The sequence below is a fragment of the Gillisella vitis genome (assembly GCF_001541345.2).
Taxonomy (GTDB): domain Bacteria; phylum Pseudomonadota; class Alphaproteobacteria; order Rhizobiales; family Rhizobiaceae; genus Allorhizobium; species Allorhizobium vitis.
Map to the genome: position 1 here is coordinate 797,489 of NZ_LMVL02000003.1, position 16,046 is coordinate 813,534.

A 16,046-nucleotide genomic window follows, 5' to 3' on the forward strand; every position below is an offset into this window, starting at 1 on the left:
CGTTTGTCATCGACGCTGCATGCTGTTGCGCGAGTGCGCATGAGTTTCGCAGGATGCGGCGTATAGACCTGGCGCATTATGCCCTGAACCGATCTGGTCAAAGGGATGATGCTGCATAAAGGAGGTTCGCGATGCATAAGGACGATAAAGCCCGTAACGCTGTCGAACATACGGAAAAACCTATTCCTGCCGGAACGAAGTCTGGCAACACCGGACAAGCGGCTGATAATCTTCCAGCCGGTCCGCATTCCAAGGAACATTTGATCGACCGGGAGAAAACGCCCGGCAGCGGAACCCTGCCGGGGCAACAAGATGGGCCAACTGTCGATGCAGGAACCGGTTGATGCCAGCCTTTCAGAAAACCAAAAGCTGGCCTCGAATGAGGAATGAAGTCGAACCATTATCGATATGAACAGGCACCGCGCCGCGTCCAGTGGCGCGGTGTTTTACCTGCCGCGTACGGTCACGACTGGCATCGCCAGTTCAAGTTTGCCAGCCTTCTCGAAGGTTAGCGTCACCGGTACAGTCTGGTCCGCCTTGAAGGGCATCTGCACACCCATGAACATCAGATGGTAACCGCCCGGCTCCATTTTCAATGTGGCACCTGGGGCAATGGCAAAACCATCTGGTATTTTTCGCATTTTCATGATCGTGCCTTGCATGACCATTTCATGCAATTCCACCCGCATGGCACGCGGCGATGAAATTGCGATCAGCTTGTCTTCCACCGAGCCGGTATTGTTGATTGTCACGAAACCACCGCCAACCGGCTGGCCCGGAATCATCGCTTTTAAATAGCCCCCGCTGATTTTAAGGGACCCGAGCGTCGCGGTAATCGCCTGCGCTGGTGCGGCCATATCGCCCTGTGCCGCCATGGCGGCATGATCCATATCTTCTGCCGCAACCCCGCTGGCGGCAAGCATGATGACAATGGCTGAAGCTAAAAATGTCTTGGTCATTACTGTCTTCCTCTCTCCCGAGCCTTCCGGCGGTAATCTCCGTTGCGCCGAAAAGCAATTTTTCTTGAACCTGAGCGAATTGGCGAGGGAAAGCAAGAGATCTCCGCGCCCGGCGCCGTTTCCGCAGGCTGTATAATAACATTGCTTTATCACGGTCATTGGACGTGCATTTGCCTTGGATCAAACAGCATTGCGCTGCGACAAAAATTTGGCTGAGAACGACCGGTAGCACTTGCCAAGAGCCCCTCACTCCGGATAATTGCGCCATCACCTTGTAGGGAGAATCCGGTTTAATCCGGTGCCGAAGGAGCAACCGCCCCGGAAACTCTCAGGCAAACGGACCACAAGGCGTAAACTGCACTCTGGAGAGAGGCTTGATTGCAAAACCAAGCCGCGCCGAAGGGATAACAATCTCAGGCAAACGGACAGAGGGGGCTCATGAACCGGCACAACCGTGCCTGAATTTGAGCCTATGCGCGATGCGCATGACAGTGGAGACGCCTCTTGGACGACCATCTCGCCCTTAAACGCACCCCCATTTATGATCTTCACCTGTCGCTTGGTGCCCGCATGGTGCCTTTCGCTGGCTATGACATGCCGGTGCAATATCCCGCTGGTGTTTTGAAGGAACATCTGCACACCCGCGCCAGCGCTGGGCTGTTTGACGTTTCCCATATGGGCCAAGTTCTGCTCAAGCCAAAATCCGGCAAGGTGGAAGATGCCGCACTTGCACTGGAAACGCTGGTTCCGGTCGATATTCTGGCCCTCAAAGAAGGCCGCCAGCGCTATGGCTTTTTCACCAATGCTGAAGGCGGCATTCTGGATGATCTGATGATCACCAATCGCGGCGATCATCTGTTTGTGGTGGTCAATGCCGCCTGTAAAGATGCCGATATTGCCCATATGCGGGCGCATCTTGCGGATGCCTGCACCATTGAGGTTCTGGAAGACCGCGCCCTTCTGGCGCTTCAAGGCCCTCGCGCCGAAGCGGTGTTGGGCGAGCTTTGGGCTGGTGTCTCCGGCATGAAGTTCATGGATGTGCGCGAAATTCCGCTTCTGGATACGCTCTGCATTGTCTCCCGCTCCGGCTATTCCGGTGAGGATGGCTTTGAAATCTCCGTGCCCGCTGACAAGGCCGAAGCACTGGCCAAGGTGCTGCTGGATCACCCCGATTGTCAGCCGATTGGCCTTGGCGCGCGCGATTCCCTGCGGCTGGAAGCTGGCCTTTGCCTCTATGGCAACGACATTGATACCACCACCAGCCCGGTGGAAGGCGCGATTGAATGGGGCATTCAAAAAGCCCGCCGCGCAGGTGGCGACCGCGAAGGTGGCTTTCCCGGTGCTTCACGCATTCTGGCCGAGCTGGCAAACGGCCCTGCCCGCCGCCGCGTTGGCCTGAAGCCCGAAGGCAAAGCGCCTGTGCGCGGCCATTCCAAACTGTTTGCTGATGCAGAAGGCAAGGTTGAGGTTGGCGAAGTCACGTCTGGCGGCTTTGGACCGACTGTCGAAGGCCCCGTTGCCATGGGCTATGTGCTTGCCGATCACGCCAATGTTGGCACCCAGCTTTTTGCAGAAGTGCGCGGCAAATATCTGCCTGTAACTGTTGCCACCCTGCCCTTCATTACACCCACCTACAAACGCTAAATCTCCGGAGAGACCCATGTTGAAATTCACCTCTGAACATGAATGGCTGCAAATTGAAGGCGATATCGCCACGGTTGGCATCACAGCCCACGCTGCCGAACAGCTTGGCGATCTGGTGTTTGTCGAGCTGCCGGAAGTCGGCGCTACGTTTGCAAAAGACGGTCAGGCCGCAACGGTTGAAAGCGTCAAGGCGGCGTCTGACGTTTATTGTCCGCTGGATGGCGAAGTCACCGAAATCAATCAGGCGATTGTCGATGATCCATCGCTGGTTAATTCCGATCCGCGTGGCGCTGGCTGGTTCTTCAAGCTCAAGCTTGCCAACCCCGCTGATGCCGAAGGCCTCCTGAACGAAGCCGCTTACAACGAGCTGACCGCATGACCACGCCCACAGAGTTCCAGTTTACCGATTACCAGCCCTACGATTTCGCCAATCGTCGCCACATCGGCCCCTCTCCGGCTGAAATGGATGAGATGCTGAAGGTCGTGGGCTATGACAGCCTCGATGGGCTGATTGCCGCAACCGTCCCCGCCTCGATCCGTCAAACCGCGCCGCTGGTGTGGGGCAAGGCGATGAGCGAGCGCGAAGCGCTGGACAAGCTGCGCGAAACCGCTAACAAGAACAAGGCTTTGACCTCACTGATCGGTCAGGGCTATTACGGCACCATCACGCCGCCGGTGATCCAGCGCAATATTCTGGAAAACCCGGCGTGGTACACCGCCTATACGCCTTACCAGCCGGAAATCTCGCAAGGGCGATTGGAAGCGCTGCTCAATTTCCAGACCATGATTTGCGATCTGACCGGTCTGGACGTTGCCAACGCCTCGCTGCTGGATGAGGCAACGGCTGCTGCCGAAGCCATGGCCATGGCAGAGCGCGTGGCAAAATCCAAGGCCAAGGCCTTCTTTGTCGATGCCAATTGCCATCCGCAGACCATTGCCGTCATCCAGACCCGCGCCGAGCCTTTGGGCTGGGGGGTCGTGGTTGGTAATCCCTTCACCGATCTCAACCCCGGCGAAGTGTTTGGTGCGCTGTTTCAATATCCCGGCACGCACGGCCATGTCAGTGACTTTACCCCGCTGATCAACGCCCTGCACAATGCACAGGCTATTGCTGCGGTGGCCGCTGATCCGCTGGCGCTGCTGCTGCTGAAATCCCCCGGTGAAATGGGTGCCGATATCGCCATTGGCTGCAGCCAGCGCTTTGGCGTTCCCGTGGGTTATGGTGGCCCGCATGCCGCCTATATGGCGGTGAAGGATGCCATCAAGCGCTCCATGCCGGGCCGTCTGGTCGGCGTATCGGTGGATTCGCGCGGCAACCGCGCCTATCGCCTGTCGCTCCAGACGCGCGAACAGCATATCCGCCGCGAAAAGGCCACCTCCAACATCTGCACAGCACAGGTGCTGCTGGCGGTAATGGCCTCGATGTATGCCGTGTTCCATGGTCCGCAAGGCTTGAAGGCCATTGCCCAGCAGGTACATCAGAAAACCGTGCTGCTGGCCAAGGGATTGGAAAAGCTTGGTTTTACCATTGAGCCGGAAACCTTCTTTGACACCATCACGCTGGAAGTGGGCCACATGCAGGGCCTGATCCTGCGCGCGGCTGTGGCGGAAGGCGTCAACTTGCGCAAAGTCGGCACGACAAAAATCGGCATCTCGCTGGATGAGCGCACGCGCCCTGCCACGCTGGAAGCCGTTTGGCGCGCCTTTGGCGGCAGTTTCGCGGTGGGTGATTTCACGCCCGATTATCGCCTGCCCACCAGCCTGCTGCGTACCAGCCAGTATCTGACCCACCCGATCTTCCACATGAACCGCGCGGAAAGCGAAATGACCCGCTACATCCGCCGCCTGTCAGACCGCGATCTGGCACTGGACCGGGCGATGATTCCGCTCGGCTCCTGCACCATGAAGCTGAACGCCACAGCCGAAATGCTGCCGATCACCTGGCCGGAATTTTCCGACATCCACCCCTTTGCCCCAGTCGATCAGGCTTTGGGCTATAAGGAAATGATCGTCGATCTCTCGGAAAAACTCTGCGCCGTCACCGGCTATGACGCGATTTCGATGCAGCCAAACTCCGGCGCGCAAGGCGAATATGCGGGTCTTCTGACCATCCGCAATTATCACCTTGCCAAGGGCGATACGCACCGCACCGTCTGCCTCATTCCAACCTCGGCCCATGGCACCAACCCTGCCTCGGCCCAGATGGCGGGCATGTTGGTGGTTCCGGTGAAGGCATTGGACAATGGCGACGTGGATCTGGCTGACTTCCGCGCCAAAGCAGAACAGCATTCGGCAAACCTGTCTTGCTGCATGATCACCTACCCCTCCACCCATGGCGTTTTTGAAGAAACCGTGCGGGAAATCTGCGAGATCACCCACGCCCATGGTGGGCAGGTTTATCTCGACGGTGCCAATATGAACGCCATGGTCGGAATTGCCCGCCCCGGTGATATTGGCTCGGACGTGTCCCACCTCAACCTGCACAAGACCTTCTGCATTCCGCACGGCGGTGGTGGTCCGGGCATGGGTCCGATTGGCGTCAAAGCCCATCTCACCCCTTATCTGCCCGGCCATGTGGAAAGTGATGGTCGCCCCGGCGCTGTGTCAGCAGCCCCTTACGGCTCGCCATCGATTCTTCCCATCAGCTGGTCCTACTGCCTGATGATGGGTGGCGAAGGCCTGACACAAGCCACCAAGGTGGCCATCCTCAACGCCAACTACATCGCCGCCCGCCTCACCGGGGCCTATGATGTGCTCTACACCTCGGCCTCTGGCCGGGTGGCGCACGAGTGCATCATCGACACCCGCCCGCTGGCCGACAGCGCTGGCGTAACGGTGGATGACGTTGCCAAACGCCTGATTGACTGCGGCTTTCACGCCCCCACCATGAGCTGGCCAGTGGCTGGCACGCTGATGATCGAGCCAACGGAATCGGAAACCAAAGCCGAACTGGACCGCTTCTGCACAGCCATGCTGGCCATCCGCGAGGAAGCCCGCGCCATCGAAGAAGGCCGGATGGACAAGACCAACAACCCGCTGAAAAACGCACCGCACACGGTGGAAGATCTGGTTGGCGAATGGGATCGTCCCTACAGCCGCGATCAGGCCTGCTACCCACCGGGCGCGTTCCGGGTGGACAAATACTGGTCTTCAGTCAACCGCGTGGACAATGTCTACGGCGACCGCAATCTGGTCTGCACCTGCCCGCCGATGAGCGAGTATGCGGAAGCTGCCGAGTAAGGCCTAACGTGGCTTAACGACCCTGCCGCCCACACTCGCGGGCGGCAGGAACCACGCTTTATGCAGTCAGAGTTTACCGCCAAAAAATGCGATTTTTGGTTGTTTTTGAGCTTATTTTCACCGAATTCGAATTCACCCCTTCGGTTCGTGATTTAAAAATAAGCTGTTATGCCTACCAATTATGTTATAGTAAGCGCTTCGTATCATCGACCATCCGCCTGCCGGCGTCTCTATGTGTAAGCGACAGAATAGGAAGATCCATTGACCCGTTTTCTCACCAGCCTTGCCCTTGCCTCTGCCCTGATCCTCTCTGCTAACCAGGGCTTTGCCCAGGCACCGAACAGCGATCGTTGCGTCAAGGGCGGCATGAGCGATTGCCAATCGAAGCCTGGCAAACCAGTACAGAAGAAAGCTGCCAACCACGAGCGCGCGCATCAAAACAAGCTGCCTCCTCAAAAAGCGGCAAAACAGCATCGCGGCAAGTCGGTCGATCCGATGACGACCTGCGGCGTGGGTTCCAAGGCTCCCTGCAAGCCTCAGCGGCCATAATGAAAATGGCGAGGGGGAACCTCCCTCGCCTATTTCCTGCCGATGGACGAACTGTAAACCATCAGGCTGAGGATTTCGAACAGAACCTGGGCGCCTGCCTGGGCGGTATTGGTCGTCGCGTCATATTGCGGCGCGACTTCCACCACATCGCCACCGACAAGGTTGACGCCTTTCAGACCGCGCAGCAGTTCCAGCACCTCGCGCGTGGTCAACCCGCCAACCTCGGGTGTGCCGGTTCCTGGCGCAAAGGCCGGATCGAGACTGTCGATATCGAAAGACAGATAAGTCGGGCCATCCCCGACCACCTGCAAAGCCTTGGCGATCACCGCTGGAATGCCGAGCGCTGAAATCTCTTCGGCGTGAATAACCGTCATGCCGCTTTCATAGCTGAATTCCCAGAGATATTCCGCCGGTCCGCGAATGCCGATCTGCACAGTACGCGTCGGGTCCAGCACACCATCCAGCACCGCATTGCGAACTGGACCGCCATGGTGAAACTTGGTCTGATCGAACAGGCCGCTGGTGTCACAATGGGCGTCGATATGGATAAGCCCGACCGGACGATCTTTTCCAACCGCCTTCAGGATCGGATGCGTAATCGAGTGATCGCCGCCGACGCTGAGCGGCGCCACCCCTTGAGCCACCATCTGACCGATGCGTTTTTCAATATCGACATGGCTTTGTTCCAGTCGATAGCGGCTGACAAACGGCACATCACCGACATCCGCCACCTTCAATTCATGGACAGGCGCGCAATCCAGCACATGGTTATACGGCCCGATCCGCTCGATGGTGCGCAAGGCACGCGGCCCGAAGCGGGAACCGGGGCGGTTGGTGACGCCCAGATCCATCGGCACGCCGATAATGCCCACGTCCAGACCGCCGAAATCCGGACTCTCCGCCTCGACCTGCCGATAGGGCGCCGAGAGAAACGTCGGAATGCCGGAATAAGGAGCAAGCCTTGTTCCCTTGCTGTCAAAGATCTTTTCCGCCACGCGCTTGAAGCGAGGATCAAATACTTCCCCGCCGGTTTCGCCGCCATATTTACGTCGCAGCGCGTCGAGCTTTTCATTGTCGAAGGCCATAAGCGTTACCTTTTCCAGACAGGGTTCAAACAGCCAAGTTAAATGCCATGAGCCGGTCCGGCAATGTCGCGATGGTCGGGCAATCGACATTGGCGAAGGCAAGCCGAAGATACCCCTCCTGCCGCGCCCCGAAAAATCCGCCGGGAACCGCCAGAATGCCCGCACGCCGCGCCAGTTGTTCGGCGACATTAATGGATGCGGCCTGTCCGAACGGATGTCTGGCAAAGGCGAAATAAGCGCCGATCGATGCCAAATGCCATTGCGGCAGCAGGTCGAAGGCTTGGCGTAGCGCCAAGGTGCGCCGTGCGATCTCAGCGGCGTTTTCCGCCCGCCAACCATCCAGAACCGGTAAAGCCTTGGCAAGCGCGATCTGGGCCGCGCGCGGCGCGCAGATCTGCAAATTGTCCATGATCTTGGCGATTTGCTCCACCACAGGTGCGCCAGCGCAAATCGCCGCCAGACGATGACCGGGAATGGCGAAGGATTTCGAAAAACTGTAAATCTGGATCAGACCCTCCGGCCAATCCGGCTGCGAAAACAGCTCATGCGGCCTGCCGAAATCAGGATTGAGAAAATCGCGGTAGGTTTCATCGACAATCAGCCAGACGCCATGGGTGCGGCAGAGCCGGTAGAGATCGGCAAGCAGTTCCTTCGGATAGACCGCGCCGGTCGGATTGTTGGGCGTTACCAGCGCCAGCGCCTTGATGCCGTTTTTCACCACCTGTTCCGCCCGGAAAAGATCCGGCAGGAAACCGTTGTCGCTGTCGCAGGGCAAGGCAACCGTTTCGATGCCCAGCATGGCAAGCGTCGTATCGTGGTTGAAATAGAAGGGATCGGTCAGCGCGATCTGCTCGCCCGCCCCCGCCAGCGCCATGGCAGCACAGATGAAGGCCTGGTTTGCACCAGCGGTAATGTGAATCTGCTTTGGCGTAAAAGCTGCACCGTAAAGATCGGACAGATGCGTGCAATAAGCCTGCCTGAGAACCAGCTCCCCTTCGATTGCCCCATAGCCGCAGGCTTCGGCAGACCCCGCCGCTTGTGCGAGCCAGGCCAGCAGATCGGTATGCGGTGGATGGCCCGGTGCGGCCTGCGACAGATCGATCAACGGCCCCGCTGCTCCATCATAAGCCCGACCCCAACCGAAAACCGAGGGAATGGGCGGCGTCGCGAGCCGGGCGACACGCGGATTGAAGGAGGCAAGAGACATGGGCAGATCCATATTGGCGGGAGTAACACCAAATATATAGGCTGTCCCGACCGGCTGGCGCAATCACTGAGGCACTACAGCGCCCGCAAATCGCCATCTCATCGACATATCAATCAGATAGCACCATTTCCGGACTCTTTTTATAAGCATTCTGATTCTTTCACGGCTGCACAGCATTCACTATGAGCCCATCAAAGACCCGCTTTTTTAAGGGGATTTTTTGTGTGCAGTGCAATGCGGGATAACCAAACAGTTAGAATGCTCTGCTACATTGTCGTCATTGGCATACGCAATTGCGTTGCGAGACAAGCCAGGCAACGGCCAAGGCAGGCCGGTAGCAAACAGGAAGAACGGATATGTACCAGTATGATCTCGTGGTAATCGGCAGCGGTCCCGCAGGACGCCGGGCTGCTATTCAGGCCGCCAAGCTTTCCAAGAAGGTCCTGGTCATCGAGCGCGGCGGTCATGTCGGCGGTGTCTCCGTTCATACCGGCACCATCCCTTCCAAAACGCTGCGTGAAACGGCTCTCAACCTGACCGGTTGGCGTGAGCGTGGATTTTATGGCCGCTCCTACCGCGTCAAACAGGAAATCAGCGCCGACGACCTGCGCCGCCGGTTGCTGATCACCCTGGACCACGAAGTCGACGTGCTGGAACATCAGTTTTCCCGCAACCGGGTGCATCAGTTGCGCGGGCATGCCATTTTCATCGACGCGCATACGCTTGAGGTCACCAAGGAAGACGGGGAAATCCAGCGCGTTACGGCCGCGTCGATCCTGCTGGCGGTCGGAACCCGCCCGCACCGGCCTGCCCATATCGCTTTCGATGGCGTCAGCATTCTCGACAGCGACGATATCGTTCATATCAAGGACGTGCCGCGCTCCATGGTGGTGATCGGCGCAGGTGTTATCGGCATCGAATATGCGACGATCTTCAGCGCTCTGGATACGCAGGTGACAGTGGTCGAGCCGCGCGACAGCATGCTGGATTTCATCGACAAGGAAATCGTCGAGGACTTTTCCTACCAACTCCGTGACCGCAACATGAAGCTGATCTTCGGACAATCGGCGGAAAAGGTCGAAAAGGAAGATGGCAAATGTCGGGTGACGCTGAAGAATGGCCGGGTGTTGAATTCCGAAATGGTGCTGTTTGCCGCAGGCCGCGTCGGCGCCACCGATACGCTGAACCTTGCAGCCTGCGGGCTGGAAGCTGATAACCGTGGCCGGTTGAAGGTCAATCCGGATACGTTCCAGACTGATGTTCCCAATATCTATGCGGCTGGCGATGTTGTGGGCTTTCCAAGCCTGGCCTCCACATCGATGGAACAGGGCCGTATTGCCGCCCGTCATGCGGTTGGCGCGCCTTCCGGTGAGCCACCGCAATATTTCCCCTACGGCATTTATGCCGTGCCGGAAATTTCCACCTGTGGGCTGACCGAGGAAGAGGTCAAGCAACGCGCCATTCCCTACGAATGCGGCATCGCTCATTTCCGCGAGACCTCGCGTGGCCATATCATGGGCCTCGATAGCGGCATGTTGAAAATGATCTTCTCGCTGAAAACCCGCCGCCTGCTCGGCGTCCATATCGTTGGCGAAGGTGCAACCGAACTGGTGCATATCGGCCAGGCCGTGCTGAACCTGAAGGGAACAGTGGAATATTTCGTCGAGAATACCTTTAATTACCCGACATTGGCCGAAGCCTACAAGATTGCCGGACTGGATGCCTGGAATCGGATGGGAGAACTGAAGGTCGAAAAAACCGTGAAAAATGCGGCGCAATAGGCTCGATAGACCGGCATTCGCCAAAGATAAAACTCTGCGTGCTTTTGCTAGACTATTCTAGAAAACTAGGCTGGCGCCATCGGTCGGGATATAAAGCCTTGCTCTCACCTCTGGCGCTTGCCTCTGTGCGGCGGCGGCAAGATCGGTGCGACTGACGGTGGCGTGGTCGACAGCGTCGAGATGAGTGGCGATGACCATAGCTTGCGGCGCAAGGTGCAAGACCTCCATCACCATGTCGGCATCCATCACCAGCGGCCCAAGACCGTTCCATTCCGCACCGCAGGCGTGAACCACGATCACATCCGGGCGGTGATCGACAAGAACTTGGCGCACCGAATCGCACAGGATGGTGTCGCCAGCCCAATAAAGCACAGGCTCCCCGGCGGCCCGCAGCAGGAAACCACTGACGTCTCCCATATCCGCCAAAACCTCAGGCGGCCCATGCTGGCCATCTGTCGTTTCCAGGCGCACGTCGCCAAGCTGCGTGGCATGTTCAATCCCGATCACCCGCGAAAAGCCCAGGGCACGAATCGCCACCACATCACGTGGGTGGCAAAACAACGAGATATCAGGTGGCAATAACCGTATAGCAACATCGTCGAAATGATCGGAGTGAAGATGCGAAACCAGCACCGCGTCAATGCCGTGAATCACCTGCTCGACGGGGATTGGCAGATCGACCAGTGGCGAGGTCAAGGCACCGCGATAGCTTCGGCCCTGCCCCTTCGCCGCCAGCCAAGGGTCAATCAGCAGCGTTTGCGCGGCCATCTTTAACCGCAGCGTGGCACTGCGGATCAATTCTATCTGCATGCCGCTCTCCCAACCATGCGGATTTCTCAATAGCCTTCTATCAAAGGCGATTGATTCTCTGACGTGCCGATCCAGTTCACTGGGCCTCCGACCTGCCTTTCAGAACAGCGCTGATCAGCATAAAAAAACCGCCCCGAAGGGCGGTTTTATCATGACAGAAGTCGCAGAAGGATCGCTTATTCAGCGTCGCCTTCGTCAGCAGCCTTCTTCTTCGCGGCAGTCTTTTTCTTCGGAGCAGCTTCTTCGCCTTCAGCGGAAGCGTCTTCAGCCTTGGCAGCCTTCTTCTTGGCCGACTTCTTGGCAGGCTTGGTGTCGTCGCCGTCTTCGTCTTCAGCCAGCAGTTCTTCCTTGGTCACGGTCTTATCCGTAACGTTAACCTCGGAAATCAGCTTGTCCATGACCTTTTCTTCAAAGATCGGAGCACGCAGCGAAGCGGAAGCGCCGGGCGTGTTGCGGAAGAAGTCGATGATCTGCTTTTCCTGACCCGGGAACTGCTGCAACTGAGCGTAAAGTGCGCGCTGCATTTCTTCCTCTGTCACATCGATAGCGGCCTTTTCACCGATTTCGGAAAGAACCAGGCCGAGACGAACGCGACGTTCAGCAAGCGCACGATATTCTTCGCGGGCTGCATCTTCCGTGGTCTCTTCATCTTCGAAGGTCTTGCCGGACTGTTGCAGATCGGTGTTGATCTGGCGCCAGATATTGTCGAACTCGGCATCGACCAGACGCGAAGGCGCTTCGAACTTGTACATCTCGTCCAGCTGATCAAGGATCTGACGCTTGATCTTCTGGCGCGTGACATTACCGTACTGGCTTTCGATCTGGCCGCGGACGATTTCCTTGAGCTTATCGACCGATTCCAGGCCAAGCTTGGTGGCGAGCTCGTCATTAATCTCGGTTTCAGCCGGAGCCGCAACTTCCTTGACGGTGATGTCGAAGGTGGCGTCCTTGCCAGCCAGGTTTGCAGCCGGATATTCGGTCGGGAAGGTCACGTTGATGACCTTTTCGTCGCCAGCCTTCAGGCCAACCAGCTGCTCTTCAAAGCCAGGAATGAAGCGATTGGAGCCGATGACCAGCTCTGCATCTTCGTCCTTGCCGCCGTCGAAGGGAACGCCGTCGACTTTGCCCAGGTAATCCATGGTGACGCGGTCGCCATCAGCAGCGGCACCATCCTTGGTGGCGAAGGTCCGCGCGCTTTCGGCGATCTTCATGATCTGCTCGTTGACTTCGTCTTCCGACACTTCAACGACTTCGCGAACGATCTTGATGCCGTCAACCGGCTTCAATTCGATAGCGGGAATGACTTCATAGGCAAGCGTGAATTCGAAATCGGCCTGCGCATTGAGGATCTTGTCGGCTTCTGCCTCGTCCTCGGTCATCGCCACTTCCGGCTGGGTCGCGGACTTTTCGCCACGCTCAGACAGGATAGCGGACGGACGGTCGCGAACGATTTCGTTGACCAGTTCGGCCATGACCGACTTGCCATACATCTTCTTCAGGTGACCTGCCGGTACCTTGCCCGGACGGAAACCGTTGATGCGAACCTTGTCCTTGACGTCGGCAAGGCGCTCATTCATCTGCGCTTCCATGTCAGCGGCCGGAATGATGACCTTGAGTTCGCGCTTCAGCCCTTCAGCGAGCGTTTCGATAACCTGCATGTTCTAACCTTCGTGTCGTGGCAGCCATGCTCGGACAGCCATGTGTTTCGTTGGCGCCCGTGCCCGGACAGCCGGTTCTTATCGTCTGGGCTGCGAGGCAGCCGGTGGTTCTCCACAGTGCCGTGCGTTTGATAAAACGCACAAGCAACGCTGTAATACTTTAAGTTCGCTGGATAATCCCTTGAACCGATATTGGTTCAAGGGATTATCCAGCCAGCACGCTCTCCGCTGATCCAGAAGCGGCTGTGTGGCAAACATTCAGCATCTTGCCAGGCAAAGCAGCTCTAAAGGCCACGCGTGCAGGCCTCATCACATAGACCCTAACATACAAACAATGGGCCGGAATGCACGCATTCCCGCCCTCTGCCTTGCTGCCTTACGTTCTGGTGCGGGTAGAGAGACTTGAACTCCCACGCCTTGCGGCACCAGAACCTAAATCTGGCGTGTCTACCAATTTCACCATACCCGCGATCCATCAGAACGCCATGCACTTTGCATGACCCCGCCGGAGCGCGGTCTCTATAACACCCGTTTTTCAACACGCAAAGGAAAAATGACAGCGACATGTCCTCACCGTGAAATCGCACCCCGCGCAGGCATCGGTCAAAAATCCGGTTCACGGTAAACTGGCTCGCCTGCAACGAACAATTGCCGGATCTGCGCCCGCCCCGCAGAAGACACCCGTATGGCGATTGAGACCGCACCTTGATTGCGCTGTGCCTCGATATCGCGGCCCTCACCTTCAGGAACATAGAATCGCTCGATCCCGTAATGCACGGTCAAACTGTCCCCGGGCGCGAGAGGCGATGGAAAGGAAATCGGCTCGCTTAACAGCACCACGCTTCCCGGCCTTGACGGCATATCGGCGACCGATGCCTCTTCGACCGTGGCAAAGCCATCGGCCTGCGGCGTGACGCGCACATGCAGGTGAACATCCTCTCGGCGCGAGGGACGAGGACCGACGATCTTGTCCTCAGGAATGCGGGAAATCGGATAATTCAGCACGACATAATCGCCGCGTAGCAGATCGCGCGGATCGACGGCCTCAGTCCGCAACAGGACCTCCTGGCCGTTGCGCAAAATATTGGCCCGCTCGCCGATCTGGTAACCGATAGCCGCCGTTTGCAGGGCAGCCAGAAGAATCGCCGCGGAAGCCAGACGAAAAATATGATTGCGCTGCATCATGACCGCCCCCGTCCTTCAACCGCCATCGAACGCTTGCGCGTGCCCAGCAGCTTTTCCATCTGGCTGACGCCGAGGGCCAGCAAAGCGACAATCACACCGGCGATCAGGAAAAAGCCCGATGTGCCCAGCAAAGAATCAATCGTTGTAAAGGACAGATAGAGGATCTCACCTGCGAAAATCAGATAGGCCAACGCCCGCACCACGCCATCGTGACGCCCGCGAAGCACAAGGGCAGCAATGGAGATACCAACCGCCGTGACGGCCACCAAAGCCAGCGGCAAACCGTGATCATAGTCTATATTGAGGATGACAAGGCCCATTGCGGCCAACAGCAAGCCATGAAAACCGGCGATCTGCACGGACATATATCGTGCAAGCACCGGCAAAGCCGACGCCGCGAATACGGCAATACCTAAAGCCACATAGGCCATTGCAAGGCCCGGCTGCATGACCTCGGCATAGATCCATCCCAGCCAGCCGAGAATCAGCAAACCGGATATATGCTGAACCCGGATGTTGCCGGTGAAAAGCGCCAGGCCGGTAACGAGCGCAGCCAGCAGGGGCGGCGTCCACACCGTCTCCGGCGTCCAGGAAAAGTCAAACTGGTCAAGGGTTGCTGCCGCCAAGCCCAGCGCCAGAACACCAACGAAAGCCGCCATCGCGCCGGAGCGAAATAGCAGGCAGGACAGGCTCGCCATGCCGATCCACAGATAAACCAGATCGAGAAGGTCGCCCGACAGGTGATACAGCTGGCCAACCAGCGACAGTGCTGCGCCGAAACTGGCCGCTCCCAGCACCAGAAGGGCATGGCCCGACGCCTGCCGCCCTTGAGCGAGGCAGAAGGCCGCACCGCCATGAAAGCCCCAGATCAGCAGAATCAGACAAGAAACCTTCACCAGGCGCGGAATGGCCTGCCAGTTGGCGGCCACAAGCAGCAGAATGGCAGCAGAGACCAGCACCGCCGACAACATGAGCAACACGCCGCCGATATTGAAATTGCCCGCCCGACCGTCGTGATCCTCGATCATCGCCTCGGCGGCCTGTTTGCTGATCAGGCCCATATCGGTCCAGCGATCAAGATCTCTCTTCAGTTTCGCTCGATACATCATAACTCCGTCCGTAGCGGCAGCTCTTTATATAGGCGCATTTTCACCGATGTCGAAAACCCGTTTTCAGCTTCGCAGTCGCGAGAATGAACAGGTCGGCATGGGTGTTAGACGAGCGATCGTTAGTTCATGCATCAAACGCATAGCTCACATGACAATATCGCACTGCACAAAACCCATAAAAACGATTAGATAATTGCCAACAGCAGACGATAACATCAGTGTTTACGACTGCAGGCAGTGTAAGCTGCAATTCAGTTTCGGCGCAGCATACTCCTCCTCCCAATGCGCGCCGAACGGGCTGACAACCCTCCTCCTCCCAGTTGTCGCCCATCTCAAATGACGCCCGCCGGATCTCCTCCCCCGGTGGGCGTTATTGTTTTCAGCCTCTTTTTCCCCACCATCCATGAACGATTGAAAGCGCTCAAACGCAGATTTTCAGCCGCCGGACCGGTTTGAGCCGAATTTGCTCGCAAAATAGACATTCCTTAATAAATCATTGAGGCGCCATGCACCCATGGCATAGGTGCTCCGCTGGAATGGCACTTCATAAGTTATGCCGCAGCGCATATATTCTCCTCAACACATGAAGGGCTGGCCGATTTGCCAGCAAACGCTGAAAAGAGGCAAGGCCATGAACATCACTCGCTCGCTGAACAACTGGCGCAAATACCGTCAGACCATTACTGAACTTGGCCGCATGTCGGACCGCGAATTGCACGACCTCGGAATTGGCCGCGACGACATCCGTCGCGTTGCCCGCCACGCCGTCAAGGCTGGCTGATCTACCGGTCAAGTGATCGTTTGAATTTACAATAAAGC

The 16,046-nt window shown here is 57.6% G+C and carries 14 protein-coding genes, 1 tRNA gene and 1 riboswitch; of the genes, 7 read left to right on the plus strand and 8 right to left on the minus strand.

All coding sequences use genetic code 11. The features are described from left to right. Positions 1 to 131 precede the first annotated feature (131 nt). Positions 132 to 344: a hypothetical protein gene (locus tag ASB66_RS13870; RefSeq protein WP_060717000.1), complete on the plus strand. Its 213-nt coding sequence runs from the start codon at positions 132 to 134 to the stop codon at positions 342 to 344. 102 nt (positions 345 to 446) lie between these two features. Here ASB66_RS13870 and ASB66_RS13875 read toward each other — a convergent pair whose 3' ends face one another. Continuing rightward, positions 447 to 959 carry a copper chaperone PCu(A)C gene (locus ASB66_RS13875; protein ID WP_060717001.1) on the minus strand — a complete coding sequence of 171 codons (513 nt, stop codon included), beginning with the start codon at positions 957 to 959 and terminating at the stop codon, positions 447 to 449. A 266-nt stretch (positions 960 to 1,225) separates the two neighbouring features. Further along, positions 1,226 to 1,312: riboswitch (glycine riboswitch) on the plus strand. Between the two features lie 151 nt (positions 1,313 to 1,463). Between ASB66_RS13875 and gcvT the strand changes: the two genes are divergently transcribed. The 4 genes from gcvT (at position 1,464) to ASB66_RS13895 (ending at position 6,392) form a co-directional block, all read left to right on the plus strand. Then, on the plus strand, positions 1,464 to 2,603 hold the full coding sequence (gene gcvT, locus ASB66_RS13880; protein ID WP_060717002.1) for a glycine cleavage system aminomethyltransferase GcvT: 1,140 nt from the start codon (positions 1,464 to 1,466) through the stop codon (positions 2,601 to 2,603). 16 nt (positions 2,604 to 2,619) lie between these two features. After that, entirely contained in the window at positions 2,620 to 2,982 is a 363-nt protein-coding gene (gene gcvH, locus ASB66_RS13885; protein WP_060717003.1) for a glycine cleavage system protein GcvH, read from the plus strand. Then, complete coding sequence (gene gcvP / locus ASB66_RS13890; protein WP_060717004.1) at positions 2,979 to 5,843, plus strand: aminomethyl-transferring glycine dehydrogenase; 2,865 nt, start codon at positions 2,979 to 2,981, stop codon at positions 5,841 to 5,843. Before gcvH ends, gcvP begins: the two co-directional genes overlap by 4 nt. A gap of 261 nt (positions 5,844 to 6,104) precedes the next feature. After that, the gene (locus ASB66_RS13895) at positions 6,105 to 6,392 is read left to right on the plus strand and encodes a hypothetical protein (protein WP_060717005.1); all 288 of its coding nucleotides are present in this window, start codon (positions 6,105 to 6,107) and stop codon (positions 6,390 to 6,392) included. Positions 6,393 to 6,421: 29 nt separating this feature from the next. On the opposite strand, the gene speB is transcribed toward ASB66_RS13895, so the two are convergent. Together speB and ASB66_RS13905 are read right to left on the minus strand one after the other, a co-directional pair. Then, positions 6,422 to 7,477 carry an agmatinase gene (gene speB, locus ASB66_RS13900; protein ID WP_060717006.1) on the minus strand — a complete coding sequence of 352 codons (1,056 nt, stop codon included), beginning with the start codon at positions 7,475 to 7,477 and terminating at the stop codon, positions 6,422 to 6,424. A 25-nt stretch (positions 7,478 to 7,502) separates the two neighbouring features. Beyond that, complete coding sequence (locus ASB66_RS13905; RefSeq protein WP_114386683.1) at positions 7,503 to 8,684, minus strand: aminotransferase; 1,182 nt, start codon at positions 8,682 to 8,684, stop codon at positions 7,503 to 7,505. A gap of 356 nt (positions 8,685 to 9,040) precedes the next feature. Here ASB66_RS13905 and sthA point away from each other — a divergent pair, with 356 nt between their 5' ends. After that, on the plus strand, positions 9,041 to 10,465 hold the full coding sequence (sthA, locus tag ASB66_RS13910) for a Si-specific NAD(P)(+) transhydrogenase (RefSeq protein ID WP_060717007.1): 1,425 nt from the start codon (positions 9,041 to 9,043) through the stop codon (positions 10,463 to 10,465). A gap of 57 nt (positions 10,466 to 10,522) precedes the next feature. Here sthA and ASB66_RS13915 read toward each other — a convergent pair whose 3' ends face one another. From ASB66_RS13915 to ASB66_RS13935, 5 genes are all read right to left on the minus strand, one after another. Beyond that, positions 10,523 to 11,275, minus strand: a complete 753-nt coding sequence (locus ASB66_RS13915) for an MBL fold metallo-hydrolase (protein ID WP_060717008.1) — start codon at positions 11,273 to 11,275, stop codon at positions 10,523 to 10,525. A 176-nt stretch (positions 11,276 to 11,451) separates the two neighbouring features. Then, positions 11,452 to 12,933 carry a trigger factor gene (gene tig / locus ASB66_RS13920; RefSeq protein WP_060717009.1) on the minus strand — a complete coding sequence of 494 codons (1,482 nt, stop codon included), beginning with the start codon at positions 12,931 to 12,933 and terminating at the stop codon, positions 11,452 to 11,454. A 384-nt stretch (positions 12,934 to 13,317) separates the two neighbouring features. After that, positions 13,318 to 13,402, minus strand: a tRNA-Leu gene (locus tag ASB66_RS13925). 134 nt (positions 13,403 to 13,536) lie between these two features. Continuing rightward, positions 13,537 to 14,118, minus strand: a complete 582-nt coding sequence (locus ASB66_RS13930) for a GDYXXLXY domain-containing protein (protein ID WP_060717010.1) — start codon at positions 14,116 to 14,118, stop codon at positions 13,537 to 13,539. Then, entirely contained in the window at positions 14,115 to 15,227 is a 1,113-nt protein-coding gene (locus tag ASB66_RS13935; RefSeq protein WP_081088958.1) for a DUF2157 domain-containing protein, read from the minus strand. The genes ASB66_RS13930 and ASB66_RS13935 overlap by 4 nt, the downstream gene beginning before the upstream one ends. A gap of 631 nt (positions 15,228 to 15,858) precedes the next feature. On the opposite strand from ASB66_RS13935, the gene ASB66_RS13940 reads away from it, so the two are divergent. Beyond that, positions 15,859 to 16,008 carry a DUF1127 domain-containing protein gene (locus tag ASB66_RS13940; protein WP_015916194.1) on the plus strand — a complete coding sequence of 50 codons (150 nt, stop codon included), beginning with the start codon at positions 15,859 to 15,861 and terminating at the stop codon, positions 16,006 to 16,008. The last annotated feature ends 38 nt before the right edge of the window (positions 16,009 to 16,046 follow it).